The sequence below is a fragment of the Achromobacter sp. genome, assembly GCF_032102605.1.
In the GTDB taxonomy this organism is placed as follows: domain Bacteria; phylum Pseudomonadota; class Gammaproteobacteria; order Burkholderiales; family Burkholderiaceae_B; genus Achromobacter.
In genome coordinates this window covers 210,788-232,154 of sequence record NZ_DAMDGT010000004.1, presented here as the reverse complement: position 1 = coordinate 232,154, position 21,367 = coordinate 210,788, and the positions used below count along the sequence as shown (strand labels likewise).

Below are 21,367 nucleotides of genomic sequence, written 5' to 3'. Positions count from 1 at the left end.
GCCCCGCCAAAAACTGCCCGCCTGTCGCGGGCAGTTTTTTTTGGGGGCTTCGCGCGGCGCCCGCTCGCTGGTAGCAAAGCGGAAGCGCCCCAGGCAGCACATGCAAAAAGGGCTGCGCGCCAATGGCGTGCAGCCCTTTTTGCATGCAGCGACGCCGCGAATCAAGCCATGCCGAGCAATGCCTTCAACCCGTCTTCGTCCAGCACGGCCACGCCCAATTCCTGGGCCTTGGTCAGCTTGCTGCCCGAGTCTTCGCCCGCCACCAGGTAGGCCGTTTTCTTGGACACCGACCCGCTGACCTTGCCGCCGGCCGCCTGGATATGCATGGACGCCTCTTCGCGGGTCCAGTTGGGCAGCGTGCCGGTCAGCACGAAGGTCTTGCCGGCCAGCGTCGTGCCTTGCGGCGCGGCTTCCGCCACAGGGTTCACGCCCTGCGACTTCAGTTGCTCGATCACGTCGCGGTTGTGCTGTTCGGCGAAAAAGTGGTGGATCGACGCCGCCACCACGGGCCCTACGTCCGGCACCGAGGACAAGGCGTCCTCGTCGGCGTCCATGATGGCGTCGATGCTGCCGAAATGCCGCGCCACGTCGCGTGCCGTGGTCTCGCCCACGTGGCGGATGCCCAGCGCGTACAGCAGTCGGGCCAGGCCCGGCGCGCGGGCCTTGTCGATGGCGGCCACCAGGTTGTCGGCGGACTTCTGGCCCATGCGGTCCAGACCCACCAGTTCCAGCGGGCGCAGGCCGTACAGATCGGCCAGCGTCTTGACGCGGCCGCTGTCGACAAGCTGGTCCACGAGCTTTTCGCCCAGGCCTTCGATGTCCAGCGCCTTGCGGCTGGCGGCATGCCACAGCGTCTGCTTGCGTTGCGCGCCGCAGAACAGTCCGCCCGTGCAGCGCGCGATGGTCTCGCCTTCCAGGCGCTCGATGGCGGAACCACAGACCGGGCACTCGGTGGGCATGGCGAATTCGCGCGCGTCGTCCGGACGCTTGTCGAGCACCGGGCCCAGCACCTCGGGGATCACGTCGCCCGCGCGGCGCACGATGACCGTGTCGCCGATGCGCACGTCCTTGCGGCGGATCTCGTCTTCGTTGTGCAGCGTGGCGTTGGTGACGGTGACGCCGCCCACGAACACGGGCTTCAGCCGCGCAACCGGTGTAATGGCGCCGGTGCGCCCTACCTGGACTTCGATATCCAATAACGTGGTGGTGGCTTCTTCGGCGGCGAACTTGTGCGCCAGCGCAAAGCGCGGCGCCCGCGCCACGAATCCCAATACCTTCTGGGCCGGCAGCGAATCCACCTTGTAGACCACGCCGTCGATGTCATAGGGCAGATCAGCGCGCATGGCGCCCACCTTGGCATAGAAAGCCATCAGGCCTTCGGCGCCGGTAGCCCGGTGGTTATGCACCACATTGACGGGCAGACCCAGCGACGCCAGCCATTCCAGCATGGCGCCGTGCGACTTTTCCGGCAACTGCGAAGCCTCGGCCGCGCCAGCGGACGCTTCGTCGAACAGGCCGCTCTGCGCGCCGGCCAGGCCGTGGACCTCGCCCCAGCCGTAGGCAAAGAAACGCAGGGGACGCTTGGCGGTGATGCGCGGATCGAGCTGACGCAAGCTGCCCGCGGCCGCGTTGCGCGGATTGACGAAGACCTTCTCGCCGCGCTTGGCCTGCGCCTGGTTCAGTTTTTCGAAGTCGGCGCGGTTCATCAGCACTTCGCCGCGCACTTCCAGCACCTTCGGGGCCGCGCCTTTCAGCTGCAGCGGAATCGCCTTGATCGTGCGGATATTGGACGTGACGTCCTCGCCCGTCTGACCGTCGCCACGGGTGGCGGCCTGCACCAGGCGGCCGTCTTCGTAGCGCAGGCTGATCGCCAGGCCATCGAGCTTCAGTTCACAGAAATAATCCGGTTGCTGGGCCGGGCCCAGCATGCCGGCGCCGCGCAAGGTGTCAGTGACGCGGCGATCGAATGCCGCGACCTCTTCCTCGTCGAAGGCGTTGTTCAGCGACAGCATGGGCACCACATGGCGCACGCTGCCGAAGGCGGACACCGGCGCCGCGCCCACGCGCTGCGTGGGCGATTCCGGCGTCACCAGGTCAGGGTGCTCGGCCTCGAGGGCCTGCAGTTCCCGCATCAGCCCGTCGTACTCGGCGTCCGAGACGGAGGGTTCGTCGTAGACGTAATAGCGGACGTTGTGCTGTTCGATTTCGGCGCGCAGGCGCGCCGCGGCTTGCGCCGGGTTCTCGCCGGACCCGCCAGCCATCAGGCAAACACCCGCTGGGCGCGCTCGCTGCCGGCGGGCAGGCCCGCCTGTTCAAGCTGGCCGAACAAGACCTGCAGTCGTTCGTCGATGACGGTCTCGGATCCTTCGGCCAGCGGCTTGCCCTGGTCGTCGACCAGTTCGGCGCGCAGGCGGGCGGCAAGATCGCGGCCCACGTCGACCATCCGACCGAATGCGCGGGCGTCAGCGGGGCTGCAGGGCACGTCCAGCAACAGGTACAGGCGTTCGATGCCGCCCATGCCCGCATCGAACGCCGCGCCGTCGGCGCGCGCCAGCGTGAAACGTGCCACGCCGTTCTCGGCAGGCCACGCCAGGCGGTTGCCGTCGGCGACGAAGCCGGTGTCGCGCGCTACGGCCAGCACTTCTGCGGCGGGCTGGGCAGAACCCAGCAGCAGCGTCAGGCCGACCTGGGTATCCAGGGCAGCGCAGGTGTCATCCAGGCGAGCGCCCTGCTCCAGCACGGCCTGCTGGTCAGGCCCTTCGATGGTGGCGTCGAAGCGTTCCGCCATGTCCTGGGCCCGGGCCCAGGCTTGCGACCATTCGATGGCGGTCAGCGGACCACTCCGATTGGCCAGCAGGACAGCCAGCTGCATGGACGCATAGGACTCGCCGGAATGGACGCGCGCGCGATGGCGGCGCTGGTCGGTTTCGGCGAACACGCGCATGGGCTTGCGGCCCACGCTGCGCAGGCTTTGCATGTAGGGCAGCAGGTCGGCGCCGCGCACGGGTTCAGCGAAGTTGATTTCGATGACCACTTCGCACGCGGGATCGGGTTCTTCGGCGTCGTCGGCATCGCTGCCGGGGTCAACCGGGGCGGGTTGGCCGGGCTGCGCGCGAACGGAGTCGCCTCCCATGCCGGGCTCGCGCCGGGCGGCTGCGGCAGCCGCGGCGCCGGCCGCACCGGCGCCCGCATGTGTCCCTGCACCCAGCAGCGGATCCTGTTCGGACGTCGGGAAATGGCTTTGCATCTTGCGCCGGACACGCCGGTCCTGCCACCAGTTGAATCCCAACACCAGCAGTATCAGCAAGACGCCCAGGGCAATCAGCCCGATCTGCAAATCACTCATGTGTAAATCCCGCGCCAGCCAGGCGGCGCCTTTCTCAATATTGGGTTTATGCCGCTTCGGAGGCCATCATCTGGACGGCCGAATCTATGTCTACCGCAACGATACGCGAAACCCCCTGCTCTTGCATGGTCACGCCGATCAATTGCTTGGCCATCTGCATCGCGATCTTGTTGTGCGAGATGAAGAGGAACTGCGTCTGCTCGCTCATGTTGGCGACCAGATTGGCGTAACGCTCGGTGTTGGCGTCGTCCAGCGGCGCGTCCACTTCGTCCAGCAGGCAGAACGGCGCCGGGTTCAGCTTGAACAGCGCGAACACCAGCGCGGTCGCGGTGAGCGCCTTTTCGCCACCCGACAGCAGGTGAATGGTGCTGTTGCGCTTGCCGGGAGGCTGGGCCATCACCTGCACGCCGGCATCGAGGATTTCCTCGCCCGTCATGCTGAGCTTGGCCTCGCCCCCGCCGAACAGCCTGGGGAAGAGATCGCCGAAATGCCCGTTGACGATGTCGAACGTCTCTTGCAGCAGTTCGCGCGTTTCGCGATCGATCTTGCGGATGGCGTCTTCGAGGGTCTCGATGGCCGTCATCAAATCCTGGTGCTGCGAATCCAGGAAGCCCTTGCGCTCGCGCGACGTGTTCAGTTCGTCGAGCGCAGCCAGGTTGACCGACCCCAGGGATTCGATCTGGCGCGAAATGCGCCCGACTTCCTGCTGCAGCCAACTGGCGCGGCGCCATTCGTCGGGCTGGTTGGCCAGGAACTGGGCCAGTTCCTCGCGGTCGACTTCGCGCGCGTTGAGCTGTTCGGTGAACTGCTCTTCGGCAAGACGGGCGGCCTGCTCCTGCAACTGCAGTTCCATGATGCGCGCGCGGCGCGGCTCAAGGGTCTGCTCCTGCTGTTGCCGGTCTTCGTCGGCGCCACGCAGCAGCGCCGCGATGTTTTCCATCTCCTGGCGGGCGCGCGACAGCGCTTCTTCGCGTTCCGCGCGGGCTTCCAGGGCATCCTGCAGGCCGGCCTGAGACGCGGAGGCGTCGAGCTCCGCCAGGTCCTGCATCAATTGTTCAAGCTCGACGGCGCCGCGCTGGCTCTGGTCGGCAGCCAATTGCTGGTTGCGCTGCAGGTCGGTGATGCGGACCTGGATGCCTCGTTCGGCGAATTCGGCCTCTTGTGCGGCGCGTTCGAGTTCGCGAAGGCGCGTGCGGGCGGCCTCGGCCTGCGCCGACAGCGTCTCGCCGTCCATCTCGGCGTCCGCAAAGCGCGATTGGTGTTCGGCAAGTTCCAGGTCCAGCGCCTCGAAGCGGGCTTCGGCCTCTTCGCGGGTGGCGCGCAGGTCTTCCTCGTGAGCCTTGATTTCCTCGAGGTCCTGGCGCAGACGCGCGGCGCGCTCGCCGGATTGCTCGGCCTGTTGCTGCAGGCGCGAGTGTTCAAGCTGGATGTCGTGCACCCGGCGCGTGACCTCGGCCACGCGGGTGCGCGCCGGGGAAATGGCCTGGGAAACCTGCTGCCAGGCGGCCTCTGCGCGGGCGACGGCGGCGCGCGCCTGGTCCGCGATCAGTTGCTGCGCCTTGATCTCGCGCTGCAGATTTTCGATTTCCTGCTGGCGGGCCAGCAGGCCGGCCTGTTCGGAATCCGGGGCATAGAAGCGCACGCTGTGGGCATCGACCAGGTGGCCGGCCTTGACCACGCAGGCGGAGCCTGCCGGCAGACTGGCCCGCTGGGCCAGGGCCTGGGTCAGGTCGGCGGCGGTGTAGACGCCATCCAACCACTCGTTCAGCAGCGTGCGCAGGTCGGGATCCGTGATGCGCAGCAGGCTGGCCAGCGGCGTGAGGCCAGCCGGCGCCGGCGGCGTGGGTGCAGCCACCGGCAATTGGTAGAACGCCAGGCGCGCGGGCGGCGCATCTTCGGCGAAGGCGCGCGCCCAGTCCAGGTTGCGCACCTCCATCGAGGCCATCCGTTCGCGCAGCGCCGATTCCAGGGCGGTTTCCCAGCCCGGCTCGACATGCAGCTTTTGCCACAGCCGCGAAAGCCCGGCCAGTTCATGCTTGGCCAGCCACGGTTCCAGCGAGCCCTGCTTCTGCACGTCTTCCTGCAGCTTCACCAGCGCCGACAGACGGGCTTCCAGCCGAGCCAGGCTTTGCGCTTCGGTCTGGGCGCCTGCCTGCGCGCGGCTGCGTTCGGCATCCGCCTCGGGCACGCGGCCTTCCAGCACGGCCAGTTCTTCCTGGGCCGCTTCGAGCTGGTCTTCGCCCGCGGCGCGGTCTCCGGCCAGCTGCTCCAGGCGCTCGGGATCGGGGCTGTGCAGTTCGCGCAGTTCCTGCTGGAGACGCTCGCGCCGCTGGTCCAGGTTCTGCATCTGGCGATCGGCGTCGCGCTGGGTCTGCGCCACCAGGGCCAGATTCTGCTCGACACGGGCGAGCGCGGCGCGCATTTCGTCGCGGCCGGCGGCGGCCTCGCGCACGCGCTGCTCGACCGAGGGCAGCCCGGCCTGGGCATCTTCCGCGGTGGCGCGCGCCTCTTCGGTGCGGGCGGCGGCGGCCGCCAGGTCGTCTTCGGCCTGCGCGATCTGCTCGGTGCAGTGCTCGCGCTGGCTGGTCCATTCGGCGATCTGCTGCTGGAGCTGGTCGCGGCGCGCCTGCAGGCGGTTGCGGGAGTCCACGACGTGCCGGATTTCGGCTTCCAGGCGGCTGACCTGGGCGTTGGCTTCGTACAGGGCGCCCTGGGCGGTGTGAACCGCATCGCTGGCCGCATAGTGGGCCTGGCGCCGCGATTCCAGCGCGGCTTCGCCGGCGCGCAGGCCGGCGATGGCGGCTTCCAGTTCGTTCTGGGCCTGCGCCATCTCCTGCGCTTTCTTGGCGCGTTCTTCGCGAGCCCCCGTTTCCTTCAGGAACCACAGCGAATGCTGCTTCTTTTCGCCGTCGGCCTGCAATTCGCGGTAGCGCGTGGCCACTTCGGCCTGGGCCTCCAGCTTTTCAAGCTGGCTGTTCAGTTCACGCAGGATGTCTTCGACGCGGGTCAGGTTCTCGCGCGTGTCCGACAGGCGGTTTTCGGTCTCGCGCCGGCGTTCCTTGTAGCGGGACACGCCAGCGGCTTCTTCCAGGAATACCCGCAATTCTTCCGGCCGGGCTTCGATCAGGCGGTTGATCATGCCCTGGCCGATGATGGCGTAGCCACGCGCGCCCAGGCCCGTGCCCAGGAAGATGTCGTGGATGTCGCGGCGCCGGACCTGCTGGTTGTTGACGAAGTAGCTGCTGGTGCCGTCGCGCGTCAGCACGCGGCGCACGGCAATTTCAGCGTAGGTGCTCCACTGGCCGGCGGCGCGGCCCTCGCTGTTGTCGAACACCATTTCCACGGACGCCCGCGCCGCGGGCTTGCGGTTGCCGGACCCGTTGAAAATGACGTCCTGCATGGACTCGCCGCGCAATTCCGAGGCCTTGGCTTCGCCAAGCACCCAGCGCACCGCGTCGATGATGTTCGATTTCCCGCAGCCATTGGGCCCCACCACGCCCACCAGCTGGCTGGGCACGGGGATGACGGTGGGATCGACGAAGGACTTGAAGCCGGCGAGTTTTAGCTGAGTAAGACGCACAGTACGATGACGACGGGGTGGGTTGAACGAAAGGCGTTAACGGACCTGCCGCACAGATTGCAAACCGGCCCCAGAAGGGCCGGCTCTCATATGGGTCGTATGATACCGCAGGCGGTCTGTTCCCAGACGTGGACAAGGGCCCCTCCCAGGGGGAAACGCGCAATGGCTGCGATCAAGGCTCCGGCTATACTCCCTGACACTTTTTGGCACGACACATAATTTTCACGCGGACTGGCCGGGCTCTGGCCGAAGAACGGGGACATTCTTGAAACGTGGTTTCTATCTAGTCATGGCCGCGCAGGCCTTCTCGTCATTGGCGGACAATGCGCTGTTCATCGCAGCGATCGCCTTGATACAGGAGCTGCACGGCCCGGACTGGTTGGCGCCCATGATGAAATGGTCGTTCGCGCTGGCGTATGTCGTGCTTGCCGCCTTTGTCGGCGCCCTGGCCGACTCGTACCCCAAGGGCCGGGTGATGTTCTCCACCAACGCCCTGAAAGTCGGCGGGTGCCTGCTGATGTTCTCGTACGCCAGCATAGGCGTCGCCCCTGAATATCAGACCTATCTAGTCTGTGCGGCGTACGCCGTGGTAGGCATTGGCGCCGCCGCCTACTCGCCCGCCAAGTACGGCATCGTCACGGAAATGCTGCCCCCGCACATGCTGGTCAAGGGCAATAGCTGGATCGAGGGCCTGACCGTCTTCTCGATCATCCTGGGCACCGTCCTGGGCGGGCTGCTGATCTCTTCGTCCGTCTCCACCGCCCTGCTCAGCCACTCCTTCATCGGCAGCCTGGTCCATACGCCGGCCGAGGCCGCGATCCTCGTCATTGCCTTCGTGTACCTGCTGGCGGCGCTGTGCAACCTGTTGATCCCGCGCACCCACGTGCGCTATCCGCCCCAGCAGAAGAACCCGGTCCGGCTGATGCGCACGTTCTGGGGCTACGTCCGCGTGCTCTGGAAGGACAAGCTGGGCCAGATTTCCCTGGCCGTCACCACCCTGTTCTGGGGCGCCGGCGCCACCCTGCAGCTGATCGTGATCGAATGGGGCCGCAGCCATCTGGGCTATCAGCTCGACAAGGCCTCGATGCTGATGGGCGTGGCCGCGCTGGGCACTGTAGTCGGTTCCATCCTTGCCGGGCGCATCCCGTTGCGGCGCGCCCTGGCAGTGCTGCCGGTGGGCGCCGCCATGGGTTTGGTCGTGCTGCTGATGCCGCTGGTCTACCAGCCCTGGAGCGTCTATCTCCTGCTGCTGCTGACGGGCGGCCTGGCCGGTTTCTTCGTGGTGCCCATGAACGCCCTGCTCCAGCACCGCGGGCACGTGCTGCTGTCGGCCGGCCATTCCATCGCCGTGCAGAACTTCAACGAGCAGCTCAACATCCTGCTCATGGTGGCCATGTACACCCTGCTGCTCTGGCTCGAGCTGCCGATCAACGTGATCATCGTCATCTTCGGCACCGTCGTCGCCGTGCTGATGGTGGTGTTCATGCGCTGGAGCAAGCGCAACATGCAGGCCAACCCCGACCTGCACGACCAGATCGGCCAGGAAGGCCATGGCCGCGCCCTGGACTCCACGCACTGACGAAATCGCTCCAAGCGCTTGAAATCTCAATGAAAAAACCGGGCCATGCCCGGTTTTTTCATCGCCTTGCGGATCGCTTCAAACCTCGCTGGCGGCCAACCTCAAGTCCTGCCATGCGCGCGCCTTTTCGGAAGGGCTGCGCAGCAGATAGGCGGGGTGGTAGCTGACGATGACCGGGATCTGCACGCCCTCGTCCGTCTTCAGTTGATGAACGCGGCCGCGCAGGCTGCCGATGGTGGCGTCGGTGCCCAGCAGCGTCTGTGCGGCAAAACGGCCCAGCACCAGGATGCGCTCGGGCTTGAGCAGCGCGATCTGCCGCATCAGGTACGGGCTGCAGGCTGCGATTTCCTCGGGTTTGGGATTCCGATTGCCCGGCGGCCGGCACTTGATGACGTTGGTGATGAACACGTCACGCTCGCGGCTCATCCCCACCGACGACAGCATGGCGTCCAGGAGCTGGCCCGAACGGCCCACGAAAGGCAGGCCCTGGCGGTCTTCCTGTTCGCCTGGCGCCTCGCCCACCACAAGCCAGCGGGTCGGCTGGGCGCCCTGGCCGGACACCGCATGGCGCCGGCCTTTGCACAGCCCGCAGGCGGCGCAGGCCAGGACCTGCTCGCCCAGTTGTTCCAGATTGAGGTCCTTGACCGCTTCGGCCACCGGAATGGGCGGCGGGGCCTCTTCCTTGGTCTCGACCTTCGGCGCGGGCCGCGGCGGCGGTCCCTTGCGGTTCAGGATCGACGCCGGGATGGCCGACGTGCTGGAGCGCCCAGGAGTCTCGGCAGGCGGGGATACCGCAGGTGCGGAGGCGGCCACCATTGACGGAGCCGCTGTGGAAGTGGGCGGCGTGGACACGTCCGCCGTCGACAAGGCCGTCACATCGATCGCCGTTGCGGCCGCGCCGGCGGCAGGCGCGACCGCAGCCGCGTCGTGAATCGTTACGTCGGGCGGCGAAACGACTGAAACGCCCGGCGCAGCAACGGTGGCCGCGGCCGGCGGCGTGCGCAGCCAAAGCCGTTCCATGCCGATCTCGCGAAGCCAGATCCGCTGTAGCGGGTTGACGCGCGGCGGCGTCGGGCGCGGTGCGGCGTCCATCAGGCTCATGCCGGTGCTCCGCCAGGCGCGTCGAACCGCTTTTGCATGACGAGCGCGTCTTCCCGGCCGCCCTTTTCGGCAGGATAGTAGGCGCGCCGCAAGCCGATCTGCAGATAGCCATGGCGCTTGTAGAAACCGATGGCGGATGTATTGGACGGTCGGACTTCCAGCAACAGGCCCTCCAGCCCACGTTCTCGCGCCTGACGCTCGCACCAGTCAAGCAGCACGCCGCCCAGGCCCTGCCGATGCAGGTCCCGGGCCACCGCGATCACCAGCAGATGCGCCACGTCGGGCGCAAACATCAGGACGCAGAATCCGGCCAGTCTGCCTTCTCGCCGCAAGGTCCAGGCGCCGTAGCCGGCCGACAAGGCGTCGGTGAAATTGCCTCGGGTCCAGGGGAACGACTGCACGTGCGCTTCCAGCGCCACCACCTCGGTCAGGTCCGCCTCTGTCATGGGCTGCGGCGCCGGCGCGGCCAGCGAGGGCTGCGCCTTGGGATTGCCGCCTTCGCCGCGAAGGCGCTCGGCGGTGGTGAATGCCACCTTGTCCCGCACATAGAGCGGGGCAGCCAGTTCCGGCGCCAGGGTTTCGCCCCGCAGCCATCCCTGCCGGCCCAGACGCGCCACGCTGGCAGCCTGCGGCCGCTGCGCATCAGCGACGCGGCGCCATTCGGCGGGCGGCAACATATCCGCCGGGTATGCCTCCCAGGCGTCCCCTGCCAGCAAAGGTTCGAGCGGCTGCCCGGCCTTGTTAGACCAGGCTGTCAGATGATGGGCCGTCCAGGGCACGACTTCCGCGGCCGAGATCAGCAGAGGGGCCTGCAAGGTTTCCCATGAGGATTCTTGCCCCGACGAGTCGCCCCGGCGGTAGACTGCCAGATAGACCTCGTTCATGCGGGCGTCCAGCGCCACGACGATCGCCTGACCCGGCGTCGATTCCAGCTGCGCGGCCACCGCCTGGTGCGAAACAATAGGCAACACCGGGATGCCCAACCCCAATGCCATTCCCTGAGCCACGCCGCAAGCGACTCGCAAGCCGGTAAACCCGCCCGGCCCCTGTCCGAATGCCACGGCATGCAGGCCGGACGGCGAAAGCCCGGCTTCGGCGAGCAACTCATCGGCCATGGGGAGGAGGCGCTCCGCGTGCTCCTGGGATCCTTCGTGTTCCCGCACGGTGATTTCCAGGCAGCCGTCCGCCGCCCGCAAAAGGGCCACGCCACAGCGGGACGACGATGTTTCCAGAGCCAGCAGGTTTAGTTCCATAGATGCAGATTGTACGAAATAAGCCGCTGTTACCCCCGGGTGTAAGGGGGATTTCAACCAGGGTTCGCAATGTGTAATATCTTGTGAACGCCCACTAGCCGCTGGTTCTTGTCACTGTTACATTTCCGGCCATGAATACGCAAAACACCACCCCCACCCGCAAAATCCTTGTCGTCGACGATGATCCGCGCTTGCGCGATCTGCTGCGCCGGTACTTGTCCGAACAGGGATTCAACGTTTTCGTTGCCGAAGACGCCAAAGAGATGGGCAAACTCTGGCAACGCGAGCACTTCGACCTGCTCGTGCTGGATCTGATGCTGCCCGGCGAAGATGGCCTGTCCATCTGTCGCCGGCTGCGCGGTGGCCACGACAACACCCCCATCATCATGCTGACGGCCAAGGCGGAAGAAATCGACCGCATCGTCGGCCTGGAGATGGGCGCGGACGATTACCTGTCCAAGCCGTTCAACCCCCGAGAACTGCTGGCGCGCATCAATGCCATCCTGCGCCGCCGCGGCACCGAGGAACATCCCGGCGCCCCCAGCCAGGAAAACGAATCCATCGCCTTCGGCCCCTACGTGCTGAACCTGTCCACCCGTACGCTCACGCGCAACGGCGAACAGGTGCCCATCACCACGGGTGAATTCTCGGTGCTCAAGGTCTTTGCGCGCCATCCGAAGATTCCCCTGTCGCGTGACAAGCTCATGGAACTGGCTCGCGGCCGCGAATACGAAGCCTTCGACCGCAGCCTCGACGTCCAGATCTCGCGCCTGCGCAAGCTGATCGAACCGAACCCGTCCAAGCCCGTATTCATCCAGACCGTCTGGGGTCTAGGATACGTGTTCGTCCCGGACGGTGGTAGCTGATCGGCTGGCCCGCCCCGGGCAGGAGCGCAGCGTCGTGCCGCGCCTGCGCAGAACATTCAGGAACCTGACATCACGTTTGCGGCTCGGCTTGTTCGGCCGCACGTTCCTGTTGCTCGCCGCGCTGATGCTGGTCAGCCTGGGCGCGTGGCTTCAAGTGTTTTTCAGCATGGAGCTGGGACCGCGCGCCAATCAAATGGCGCAGCGGGTGATCACGGCCGTCAATATCACACGCACGGCGCTGATCTATTCCCATAACGGTGAACGCAGCAAACTGCTTCTCGACCTGGCCACCAACGAAGGCATCCAGGTCTATCCGCGCGAAGTTACCGATTTCGCCGAAGCCCTCCCCGACGACGACTACTGGCAGCGTGTGGCGCAGCACATCCGCACGCGCTTCGGTCCGGAAACGCAGATCGCCTGGGGCGTGAACCAGGTGCCCGGGTTCTGGGTCAGCTTCCAGATTGAAAAAGACCTGTATTGGCTGGTGTTCGAACGCGAACAGATCGGCCTGACCGGAGGCATCGAATGGCTGGGCTGGGGCGCAACGGCGCTGCTGCTGTCCCTGGTGGGCGCCGCAGTCAGCGTGGGCTTCGTCAACAGGCCGCTGTCACGCCTGGCCCGCGCTGCCCAGGTGCTGTCGCGTGGAGAAACGCCAGCGGCCCTGCCTGAACAAGGGCCGCTGGAAATTCGTGATCTCAATGCGTCGTTCAACCGGATGGCCAAGGACTTGCGGCAGGCCGAGGCCGACCGCGAACTCATGCTGGCGGGCATCTCGCACGATTTGCGCACGCCGCTTGCGCGGATGCGCCTGGAAATCGAGCTCAGCGGCGTATCCGAAGACGCCCGCCAGGCCATCGACGAAGACCTCGGGCAGATCGATCACAGTATCGGCCAGCTGATGGAATACGCCCGTCCGGCTGGCACGCTGCCCCAGCTGGCCACGGACATCTCCGCCGTCCTCGCCGAACTCTACGAGCGCGAGCGCAGCCATACCTCATCGCTGGGCGGTGAACTCGAGGCATCCCTCGAACCCGGCCTGCGCGCCCGAATCACTGCACTCGACCTCAAGCGCATCGTCAGCAACCTGATCGAAAACGCCCGGCGCTACGGCCGATCCACCGACGGCATGGCGCACTTGAACATGACGCTGCAAGCCGAAGGCAGCATGATCGTGATCGAGGTCTGCGACCGGGGCCCCGGCATTGCTCCCGAAGACGTGGACCGCCTGCTGCGGCCCTTCTCGCGCGGTGAAGCAGCGCGCACCGGTGTCAGCGGCGCCGGCCTGGGCCTGGCGATCGTCGAACGACTGCTGAAACACGTCGGCGGCTCTCTCCGGATGCTGCCACGTGAAGGCGGCGGCCTGACCGCCCGGATAGAGTTGCCCAAAGCCAAGTTTAGGAATTATCAATTAGACAACGATAATCCATAGCGTAGAATTTATGGTTTGAGGCACTGCCTTATCTCCACCCAACAACTACGGGAGTAAACATGAAAACTGTTGGCGACAAACTCGAGCCCTTCAAGGTCACCGGCGTCAAGCCCGGCTTCAACCAGCACGAAGAAAATGGCGTGTCGGCGTTCGAAGACATCACCGAAAGCTCGTTCCCCGGCAAGTGGAAGGTGATTTACTTCTACCCGAAAGACTTCACGTTTGTGTGCCCGACCGAAATCGTCGGCTTCAACAAGCTGGCCAAGGACTTCGAAGACCGCGACGCCGTCCTGCTCGGCGGCTCGACCGACAACGAATTCGTCAAGCTGGCATGGCGTCGTGAGCATCCGGACCTGAACAAGCTGGGTCACTACCAGTTCGGCGACACCACCGGCGCTCTGATCGACCAGCTGGGCGTGCGTGAAAAGGGTGCTGGCGTTGCCCTGCGCGCCACGTTCATCGTCGATCCCGACAACACGATCCAGCACGTTTCGGTGAACAACCTGAACGTCGGCCGTAACCCGGAAGAAGTTCTGCGCCTGCTCGACGGTCTGCAAACCGACGAACTGTGCCCGTGCAACCGTACGGTTGGCGGCGCCACGCTGTAATTTCCAGCCCGGTCCGGGACCTGCTTGCCAGGGCCCGCGCCGGGCTTTAACTGCGCTAGATTATAGGTAAAAACTATGGAATTTCTTACGACCATTAAGGAACAACTCCCGGATTGGGCCAAGGACATCCGCCTGAATCTGGACGCCGTGATCGCCCGCTCCACCCTCGCACCGGAAGATGCCGTCGGCGCCGCGCTGTCCGCCGCCTACGCCGCACGCAGCCCCGTGCTGGTCGAAGCCTTCAAGAGCGGCCTGTCGGAAGGCGACGCGAACGCCGCGCTGACCGCCTCCGCCCTCATGGGCATGAACAACACCTGGTATCCCTACGTGGAGATGACCGGCGACGCCCAGCTCAAGAGCCTGCCGGCCCAATTGCGCATGAACGCCTACGCCACCCATGGCGGCGTGGAAAAGAAGCGCTTCGAGCTGTTCGCCCTGGTGGCCTCCATCATCGGCAAGTGCCATTTCTGCGTGGCCTCGCACTACGAGAACCTGAAGAACGACGGCCTGTCGACTGAACAGCTGCGTGATGCCGGCCGCATCGCCGCCGTGGTCAATGCCGCCGCCCTGGCGCTCGCCGCCCAAGGCAAGTAAGCGACCCGCTGGCCAAAAAAAAGCCCGCCTGCATGAAGCAGGCGGGCTTTTTTATTTCTGAAACGGCGACCTCATTTGCCGGGCGCCGTCTTCACCGCCGCGGTAGGCAGGCCGTTGGCCACCCAGGCCTCCATGCCGCCGCGGTACCAGTATGCGCGCCAGCCCAGCACGCCCGCGCGCAGCGCCGCGTTGTAGGACGAACGGTCATTCATGCCGGCGCCCATGAACACGATGGGCGCGTCGCGCCGGCCGCCCGTATTCTTCTGCAGCCAGGAATCGAGCGCGCTTTGCAGGTGGTCGGCGACACTGCCGTCCGAGCCCGCATCGGGCAACGGGTAGGCGATGGGCAGCGTTTCCCGCAGGCCGCTCGTATCGATGATGAGGATGTTCTTGTCGTTGTTGATCATCTTCACCAGGTCAGCGGTGGTGATGACGTCGGCGCGGGCGTGCTTGTTCGGAGTCGGCCCCTTGTAAGGCGACGAGAACAAGAGGGACGTCGGGGGCACGCCACTGTCCTTGAGTTCATCAAACGCCCCGCTGGGCAATGCCGGCATGCCCTGGCCCGCAGGCGGCGCCTGCCGGGGAGCCGACTGCGCGCCGTCCTTGGCCACGACCTCCCCGCCCACGGTGCCCATTTCGATGTCCGAAATCATCACTGCGATGTTCTCGATCAGCTCGTAGCACATCGTGATCGAGCCTTCGCGCGGGTTGTACCAGGCGTTCAACTGGCCGCAATCCTTGAAGGTCACATTGACGGGCCGCGGCAGCACGTAGGTCTGGCCGAGCAGCTTGATATTGGCGGCAATGGGCTCGGAAAGATGGTGCGCGAAGAGATTGCCGATCTTGCGCTTCGAGGGTTCGAAAACCACGTTGACCGGGGCTCCGGGCGCGTCGGCGGCCTGCAGGCCGTCCGGCGTCCAGGTGCCGACCCGCGTGTGCGGCGCCAGCAGCCGCCGCCATGCGCGGTTCTGCTTGTTGAATTCGTCGACGCAGCGCGACTTGGTCCGGTCTTCGAAACCCGCATGCTTGGCCACGGATTCGAACACCCCCGGGTTGCCGCCATACATGATGCAAAGCATGTTCCGGAAACGCTTCAGGTCACCCGTGTGCTCGTCCTGCCAGGCCGAACTTTCCGACGCGCCTCTTTTTTCCGCCAGCTTGCCGCTGTAGTACCACTGCAACGCTGCGTACGTCGCGGCCTCGCGGGCCATGGTGTTCGAATCCGCGTCCTGGGTCGGATACATGGTGGGTTCAACGATCCGCAACGCCGAATACATATCGACCGCGTCTTCTTCCGCGCCGGTCGCCGGCAGTTCCAGCTCACCGATCAGCGCGTGGCCGAACTCGTGCAGGAAAATGCTGCGCATGATCCCGACGTAGACGCCCACGATGCGCAGGGTATCCCCGCCGAACCGCGGATAGGGACCCGCCCCCTGCAAGCCGGACGTGTTGTTGGCGGGCGCCGGAGCCGGCGTCTGCACCGTGGCCCCGCCGCCGCTGCCGCCGCCGCGCGGGGGCTGACCGCCGCCCTGCGGGCTGGCCCCGGTCGGCTTGGCTCCCGCATTCGACGTGATGGCGAAGTCGGCGATGCCGAAGGTGCCCTCGTCATACGCCATGACGCCGATTTCGCTGCCCAGCGCCGCTTCGTTCTCGATGTCCGCGATTTTCTGGCCGTTCACGATGAACCGTGCGGCGCCCGGCACTTCCACGACTTTGATGCGGTCCGTGCCATCCAGTTTGGCGACATTGGGCACCGAGGCGATATCGCGACGCTTCTGGCCTTCCAGGCAGAACAGCAGGATGTTTTTGTCCGCCCGGATTTCCAGGAGGCAAAGGCCCTTGGTGGCATTGTTGTTCAACGAGATGCCGATGGACGCCTTGGGGCTTTTCGAGTTGACCACCACGTTGACGTCGGTGATGCGTCCGGCTTCAGGCGCTGGGCCGGCGTTGATGTAGAACGTCTGCTCGCCGCCGGGCACGTCGCTGTTGCGCAGCGTGAACCACCCGTCCTGCTCGCCGACGTGCCATCCCTGCAGCAACTGCTGCTTGACCGCGCCCGCCAGCGGGCCGAGCTGCCGTTCATATTCCGCATGGGCGGAGGTAGCAAATGCCGCAAGAACGCAAAGTAGCCCGACGCCACGTAAACGCATCTGAATGTCCCTGTTTGGTCAGATTTCAAGTCGCGCAGCGTATGCCAGATCAAAACGATCCGCTTATGCATTTGTTAAAGATGTATGCCAACGTAAATGCCGCCTGCCCAAGGGGCGGCGGCATTCATTTACCTACTCGGCATTACGCCCGGGGGAGAGGCGCAGCTCAGGGCGCCGTGCGGGCGAGCAGCGCCACCACGGTTGCCGCGATGCCTTCCTTGCGGCCCAGATACCCCAGGCCTTCATTGGTCTTGGCCTTGATGTTCACCTCGGACTCGGCCAGGCCGGTATCGGCGGCGATGTTTTTCACCATGGCCGGCGCGTGCGGACCGATCTTCGGGGCCTGCGCGTGCAGCGTGGCATCGATATTGACCGGCGACCAGCCGGCCTGGCGCACACGAGCCATGGCCTCGCGCAGCAGAACCCGGCTGTCGGCGCCCTTGAAGGCGGGGTCCGTGTCCGGGAAATGCCGCCCGATGTCGCCCAGTCCTGCCGCGCCCAGCAGCGCGTCGGTAATGGCGTGCAGCAGCACGTCCGCGTCCGAATGCCCCAGCAGTCCGTGAGTATGGGGAATCGTGACCCCGCCGATGATCAGCGGCCGACCTTCGACCAACGCGTGCACGTCGAAGCCCTGCCCGACGCGGAAAGGAATGCTCATAGCCATTTTTCCATCAGTTCAAAATCGTCCGGCCACGTCACCTTGAAATTGCGCATGGAACCCGGGACCAGCAGCGGCGCATAGCCCGCCGCCTCGATGGCCGAAGCCTCGTCGGTGACAGCCACGCCGCTCACGGACGCCGCGGACAGCGCATCGCGCAGCACGCCCGCCCGGAACATCTGGGGCGTCTGCGCCAGCCAGAGACCATTGCGGTCCAGCGTGCGCTCCACCCGTTCGCTGCCCGCCTTGACCGTGTCGGCCACCGGCAGCGCCAGCAGGCCACCCACCGGGTCGGCAAGGCAAGCGTCGATCAGCCGGGCAAGCGCCGCCGCAGGCAAGCCGGGACGTGCCGCGTCATGCACCAGCACCCAGGCGTCGTCCGCCACTTCGCTGTCGGCCAGGGCGCCCTCGACCGTATCGGCGCGGGTCGCGCCGCCGCAGGCCCGCCAGACCGTGCGAGGCAAGCCGGCGAGCGCGGCGTCGACCCAGCCGTCGCCCGGGGATACCGCCACGCGGACCTGCGCTACGCGTTCGTCGGCCAGCAGGGCGAGCACCGCATGCCGAAGCATGGGCTGTCCGGACAATGGACGGTACTGTTTGGGAACGGCCTCGTGCCCGGGCCGGCTGGCGCGGGCCCCGACGCCCGCAGCGGGCACGATCGCAATGATTGAGTCAGACATGGTGCGGAGATTTTATAATCTTCCGCTTGATGTCCGCTTCCAGCCTGATGCCCGCCCCTTCCTCCTCCGCCACAGCCGCGCCGCCCGTCCCCGCCACGGTTCCCACCCTGACCGCGCTGAAGCCCGGCTCGCGCTACGCACAGCCCCGGCCGCCGGGTTCGGGCGACGCCTGGTTGCTGGCGGACCTGGCGCGCCAGGCGGGCGCGCCGCTGGTCATCCTGACGGCCGAGCCCCTGGAGGCCCAGCGGCTGGCCGAAGAGATCCAGCTATTCGCGCCCGGCCTGCGCGTACGGCAGCTTCCCGACTGGGAAACGCTGCCTTACGACGCCTTCTCGCCGCACCAGGACCTGATTTCCGAGCGTCTGCACACGCTGCATTCGCTGATGATGAAGACGGTCGACGTGCTGACCGTGCCCATTACCACCGCGCTGTATCGCGTCGCCCCGCCCTCGTTCCTGGCGGCCTACACGTTTTCGTTCAAGCAGAAAGACCGTCTGAACGAAGCCGCCCTTCGCGCGCAACTCACGCTGGCCAACTACAACCACGTCACCCAGGTGACGTCGCCCGGCGAATTCTGCCTGCGGGGCGGGCTGATCGACCTGTTTCCGATGGGCTCGGTGGTGCCCTACCGCCTGGACCTGTTCGACGACGAGATCGAAACCATCCGCAGCTTCGACGTCGATACGCAGCGCAGCCTGTATCCCGTGCGCGAAGTCCAGCTGCTGCCGGGCCGCGAGTTCCCGATGGACGAGGACTCGCGCAACCGGTTCCGCGCGCGCTTTCGCGAAGTCTTCGAAGGCGACCCCTCGCGCGCCCTGCCCTACAAGGACATCGGCAACGGCATCCCGTTCGCCGGCGTCGAATACTACCTGCCGCTCTTCTTCGAAGAAACGGCCACGCTGTTCGACTACCTGACCGAAGGCACGGTCATGGTCACCGTCGGCGACATCGACGACGCCATTCAGCGCTTCAATCAAGACACCGCCAGCCGCTACGGCTTCCTGAAGAGCGATCGCGAACGCCCGGTCCTGCCGCCGTCCGAGCTCTTCCTGGACAACGAATCGCTCTACGCCCGCCTCAAGGATTTCCGCCGCCTGGCCCTGACGGCTGGCCAGCCGCATCCGGACTTCCGCGCCGCGCCGGACGTCAGCGTCGCCCGGCGTTCCGACGATCCCATCGCCAAGCTGCGCACGCTGGTGCAGACGCGCCAGACCCGGGTGCTGCTGTGCGCGGATTCAGCTGGTCGGCGCGAAACGCTGGTGCAGATGCTGAACGAGTTCGGCGTTACGCCCGACGCGCAGCCCGACACCATCGAAGCCTTCCTGGCCTCGGACGCGCACTTCGGCATCGTCGCTTCGGCGCTGGGCATCGGCTTTGAGCTGCCGGCCGCCAACCTGGCTTTCCTGACCGAAAACGATCTGTATCCCGGGCTCGCCACCACCGGCCGGCGCGGCAAGCGCGACCAGGAACGCGCCAGCAACGTCGAGGCCATGGTCCGCGACCTGTCCGAGCTGCGGGCGGGGGATCCCGTCGTCCACGCGCAGCACGGCATCGGGCGCTATCACGGCCTGGTCAACATGGACATGGGCGAAGGCGAGATGGAGTTCCTCCATCTTGAATACGCCAACGGCAGCACGCTGTATGTGCCAGTGTCGCAGCTGCACGTGATCGCCCGCTACAGCGGCGCCGATCCCGAAGCCGCGCCGCTGCACCAGTTGGGCTCCGGCCAGTGGGACAAGGCGCGTCGCAAGGCGGCCAAGCAGGTCCGAGACACCGCCGCCGAGCTCCTGGCGCTGTACGCGCAGCGGGCGGCGCGCGAAGGCTTTGCCTTCAATCTGTCCTTGAATGACTACGAGGCCTTCGCCGAAGGCTTCGGCTTCGAGGAAACCGCCGACCAGGCCGCCGCCATCGAAGCCGTGATCGGCGACATGACTTCGGGCCGCCCCATGGACCGCCTGGTCTGCGGCGACGTCGGTTTCGGCAAGACCGAGGTCGCCCTGCGGGCCGCCTTCCTCGCGGTCGCCAACGGCAAGCAGGTGGCCTTGCTGTGTCCCACCACCCTGCTCGCCGAGCAGCACGCGCAGACTTTCTCCGATCGATTCGCCGATTGGCCCGTGCGCGTCGTCGAGCTGTCGCGCTTCCGATCGGCCAAGGAAGTCTCCAGCGCCATCGAAGGCATTAACGACGGCCGCGTCGACATCGTCATCGGCACCCACAAGATCCTGTCCAAGGACGTGAAGTTCAAGCGCCTGGGGCTGGTCATCATCGATGAAGAGCACCGCTTCGGCGTGCGCCAGAAGGAAGCGCTGAAGTCGCTGCGGGCCGAGGTCGACGTGCTGACCCTGACCGCCACGCCCATCCCGCGCACGCTGGGCATGTCGCTCGAGGGCATCCGCGACTTCTCCGTCATCGCCACGGCGCCGCAGAAGCGCCTGGCCATCAAGACCTTCGTGCGGCGCGAGGACGGCAGCACACTGCGTGAAGCCCTGCTGCGGGAACTCAAGCGCGGCGGCCAGTGCTACTTCCTGCACAACGAAGTCGAAACCATCCACAATCGCCGCGCCCGCCTGGAAGAGCTGGTTCCCGAGGCCCGCATTGCCGTGGCGCACGGCCAGATGCCCGAGCGCGAGCTCGAACAGGTCATGAAGGGCTTCTACCAGCAGCGCTACAACGTGCTGCTGTGCACGACCATCATCGAGACCGGCATCGACGTGCCCAGCGCCAACACCATCGTGATCCACCGCGCCGACCGCTTCGGGCTTGCCCAGTTGCACCAGTTGCGCGGGCGCGTCGGCCGGTCGCACCACCAGGCGTACGCCTATTTGTTGACGCCCGGCGAGGACGCCATTACCAACAACGCCAAGAAGCGCCTGGAAGCCATTCAGGCCATGGAAGAACTGGGATCGGGGTTCTACCTGGCCATGCACGACCTGGAAATCCGCGGCACCGGCGAGGTCCTGGGCGACTCGCAGTCCGGCAATATCCAGGAAGTGGGCTTCTCGATGTACAACGAGATGCTCAACGAAGCGGTGCGCGCCTTGCGTGCGGGCGAAGAGCCCGACCTGGACGCGCCCTTCAACCTGGCCTGCGAAGTCAACCTGCACGCCCCGGCGCTGCTGCCGTCCGACTACTGCGCGGACGTACACGCCCGGCTCGCCATCTACAAGCGGCTGGCCCATGCCGCCGACGAGGACGACCTGATCCACATCCAGGAAGAACTGATCGACCGCTTCGGCAAGCTGCCCGAGGCGGCGCAGACGCTGCTGGCCACCCACCGCCTGCGCCTGGCGGCCCAGCCGCTGGGGATCGTCAAGATCGACGCCAGCGAAACCCAGGCCCTGCTGCAGTTCGGCCCCAAGACTTCGGTGGACCCGGCCAAGATCATCGAACTCGTCCAGCGACAGCGCCACATCAAGCTGGCGGGGCAGGACAAGTTGCGGGTCGAGATCAAAGCCGCCCAGCTTGCCGCCCGGGCGGACGCCGTGCGAGCCGTCCTGCGCGCCCTGAAGTAATCCACGACACC

14 protein-coding genes are annotated in these 21,367 nt (G+C 66.1%); 6 read left to right on the top strand and 8 right to left on the bottom strand.

The features are described 5' to 3' along the window. Window positions 1-161: 161 nt before the first annotated feature. The 3 genes from ligA to smc are packed head-to-tail and all read right to left on the bottom strand — an operon-like array spanning window position 162 to window position 6,926. Complete coding sequence (ligA, locus tag RT614_RS11490; RefSeq protein WP_313622240.1) at window positions 162-2,261, bottom strand: NAD-dependent DNA ligase LigA; 2,100 nt, start codon at window positions 2,259-2,261, stop codon at window positions 162-164. Next, a complete protein-coding gene (locus tag RT614_RS11485) occupies window positions 2,261-3,346 on the bottom strand; it encodes a cell division protein ZipA C-terminal FtsZ-binding domain-containing protein (protein ID WP_313622239.1) in 1,086 nt (361 codons plus the stop codon). Before RT614_RS11485 ends, ligA begins: the two co-directional genes overlap by 1 nt. A 46-nt stretch (window positions 3,347-3,392) precedes the next feature. After that, window positions 3,393-6,926, bottom strand: coding sequence for a chromosome segregation protein SMC (gene smc, locus RT614_RS11480; protein ID WP_313622238.1), 3,534 nt, complete (start codon window positions 6,924-6,926; stop codon window positions 3,393-3,395). Between the two features lie 265 nt (window positions 6,927-7,191). Here smc and lplT point away from each other — a divergent pair, with 265 nt between their 5' ends. Continuing rightward, window positions 7,192-8,505, top strand: a complete 1,314-nt coding sequence (lplT, locus tag RT614_RS11475; protein WP_313622237.1) for a lysophospholipid transporter LplT — start codon at window positions 7,192-7,194, stop codon at window positions 8,503-8,505. Window positions 8,506-8,583: 78 nt separating this feature from the next. Here lplT and RT614_RS11470 read toward each other — a convergent pair whose 3' ends face one another. Both RT614_RS11470 and tsaB read right to left on the bottom strand, forming a co-directional pair. Then, window positions 8,584-9,597, bottom strand: coding sequence for a uracil-DNA glycosylase family protein (locus tag RT614_RS11470; RefSeq protein ID WP_409558454.1), 1,014 nt, complete (start codon window positions 9,595-9,597; stop codon window positions 8,584-8,586). Between the two features lie 5 nt (window positions 9,598-9,602). Then, window positions 9,603-10,859, bottom strand: a complete 1,257-nt coding sequence (gene tsaB, locus RT614_RS11465; protein ID WP_313622235.1) for a tRNA (adenosine(37)-N6)-threonylcarbamoyltransferase complex dimerization subunit type 1 TsaB — start codon at window positions 10,857-10,859, stop codon at window positions 9,603-9,605. 131 nt (window positions 10,860-10,990) lie between these two features. On the opposite strand from tsaB, the gene ompR reads away from it, so the two are divergent. From ompR to RT614_RS11445, 4 genes are all read left to right on the top strand, one after another. Further along, window positions 10,991-11,725 (top strand): two-component system response regulator OmpR, encoded by a 735-nt coding sequence (ompR, locus tag RT614_RS11460; protein WP_003813882.1) that lies wholly within the window; start codon window positions 10,991-10,993, stop codon window positions 11,723-11,725. Between the two features lie 4 nt (window positions 11,726-11,729). Then, a complete protein-coding gene (locus RT614_RS11455) occupies window positions 11,730-13,154 on the top strand; it encodes an ATP-binding protein (RefSeq protein WP_313622473.1) in 1,425 nt (474 codons plus the stop codon). 59 nt (window positions 13,155-13,213) lie between these two features. Beyond that, complete coding sequence (locus RT614_RS11450) at window positions 13,214-13,762, top strand: peroxiredoxin (RefSeq protein WP_006217982.1); 549 nt, start codon at window positions 13,214-13,216, stop codon at window positions 13,760-13,762. Between the two features lie 75 nt (window positions 13,763-13,837). Continuing rightward, on the top strand, window positions 13,838-14,356 hold the full coding sequence (locus RT614_RS11445) for a carboxymuconolactone decarboxylase family protein (protein WP_042796792.1): 519 nt from the start codon (window positions 13,838-13,840) through the stop codon (window positions 14,354-14,356). A gap of 71 nt (window positions 14,357-14,427) precedes the next feature. On the opposite strand, the gene RT614_RS11440 is transcribed toward RT614_RS11445, so the two are convergent. The 3 genes from RT614_RS11440 to ispD form a co-directional block, all read right to left on the bottom strand. After that, window positions 14,428-16,506: a DUF4344 domain-containing metallopeptidase gene (locus RT614_RS11440; protein WP_313622234.1), complete on the bottom strand. Its 2,079-nt coding sequence runs from the start codon at window positions 16,504-16,506 to the stop codon at window positions 14,428-14,430. 166 nt (window positions 16,507-16,672) lie between these two features. After that, window positions 16,673-17,164, bottom strand: a complete 492-nt coding sequence (gene ispF, locus RT614_RS11435; protein ID WP_313622233.1) for a 2-C-methyl-D-erythritol 2,4-cyclodiphosphate synthase — start codon at window positions 17,162-17,164, stop codon at window positions 16,673-16,675. Further along, entirely contained in the window at window positions 17,161-17,844 is a 684-nt protein-coding gene (gene ispD / locus RT614_RS11430; protein WP_313622232.1) for a 2-C-methyl-D-erythritol 4-phosphate cytidylyltransferase, read from the bottom strand. Before ispD ends, ispF begins: the two co-directional genes overlap by 4 nt. Before the next feature lie 29 nt (window positions 17,845-17,873). Between ispD and mfd the strand changes: the two genes are divergently transcribed. Then, a complete protein-coding gene (gene mfd, locus RT614_RS11425) occupies window positions 17,874-21,356 on the top strand; it encodes a transcription-repair coupling factor (RefSeq protein WP_313622231.1) in 3,483 nt (1,160 codons plus the stop codon). Window positions 21,357-21,367: the final 11 nt, after the last annotated feature.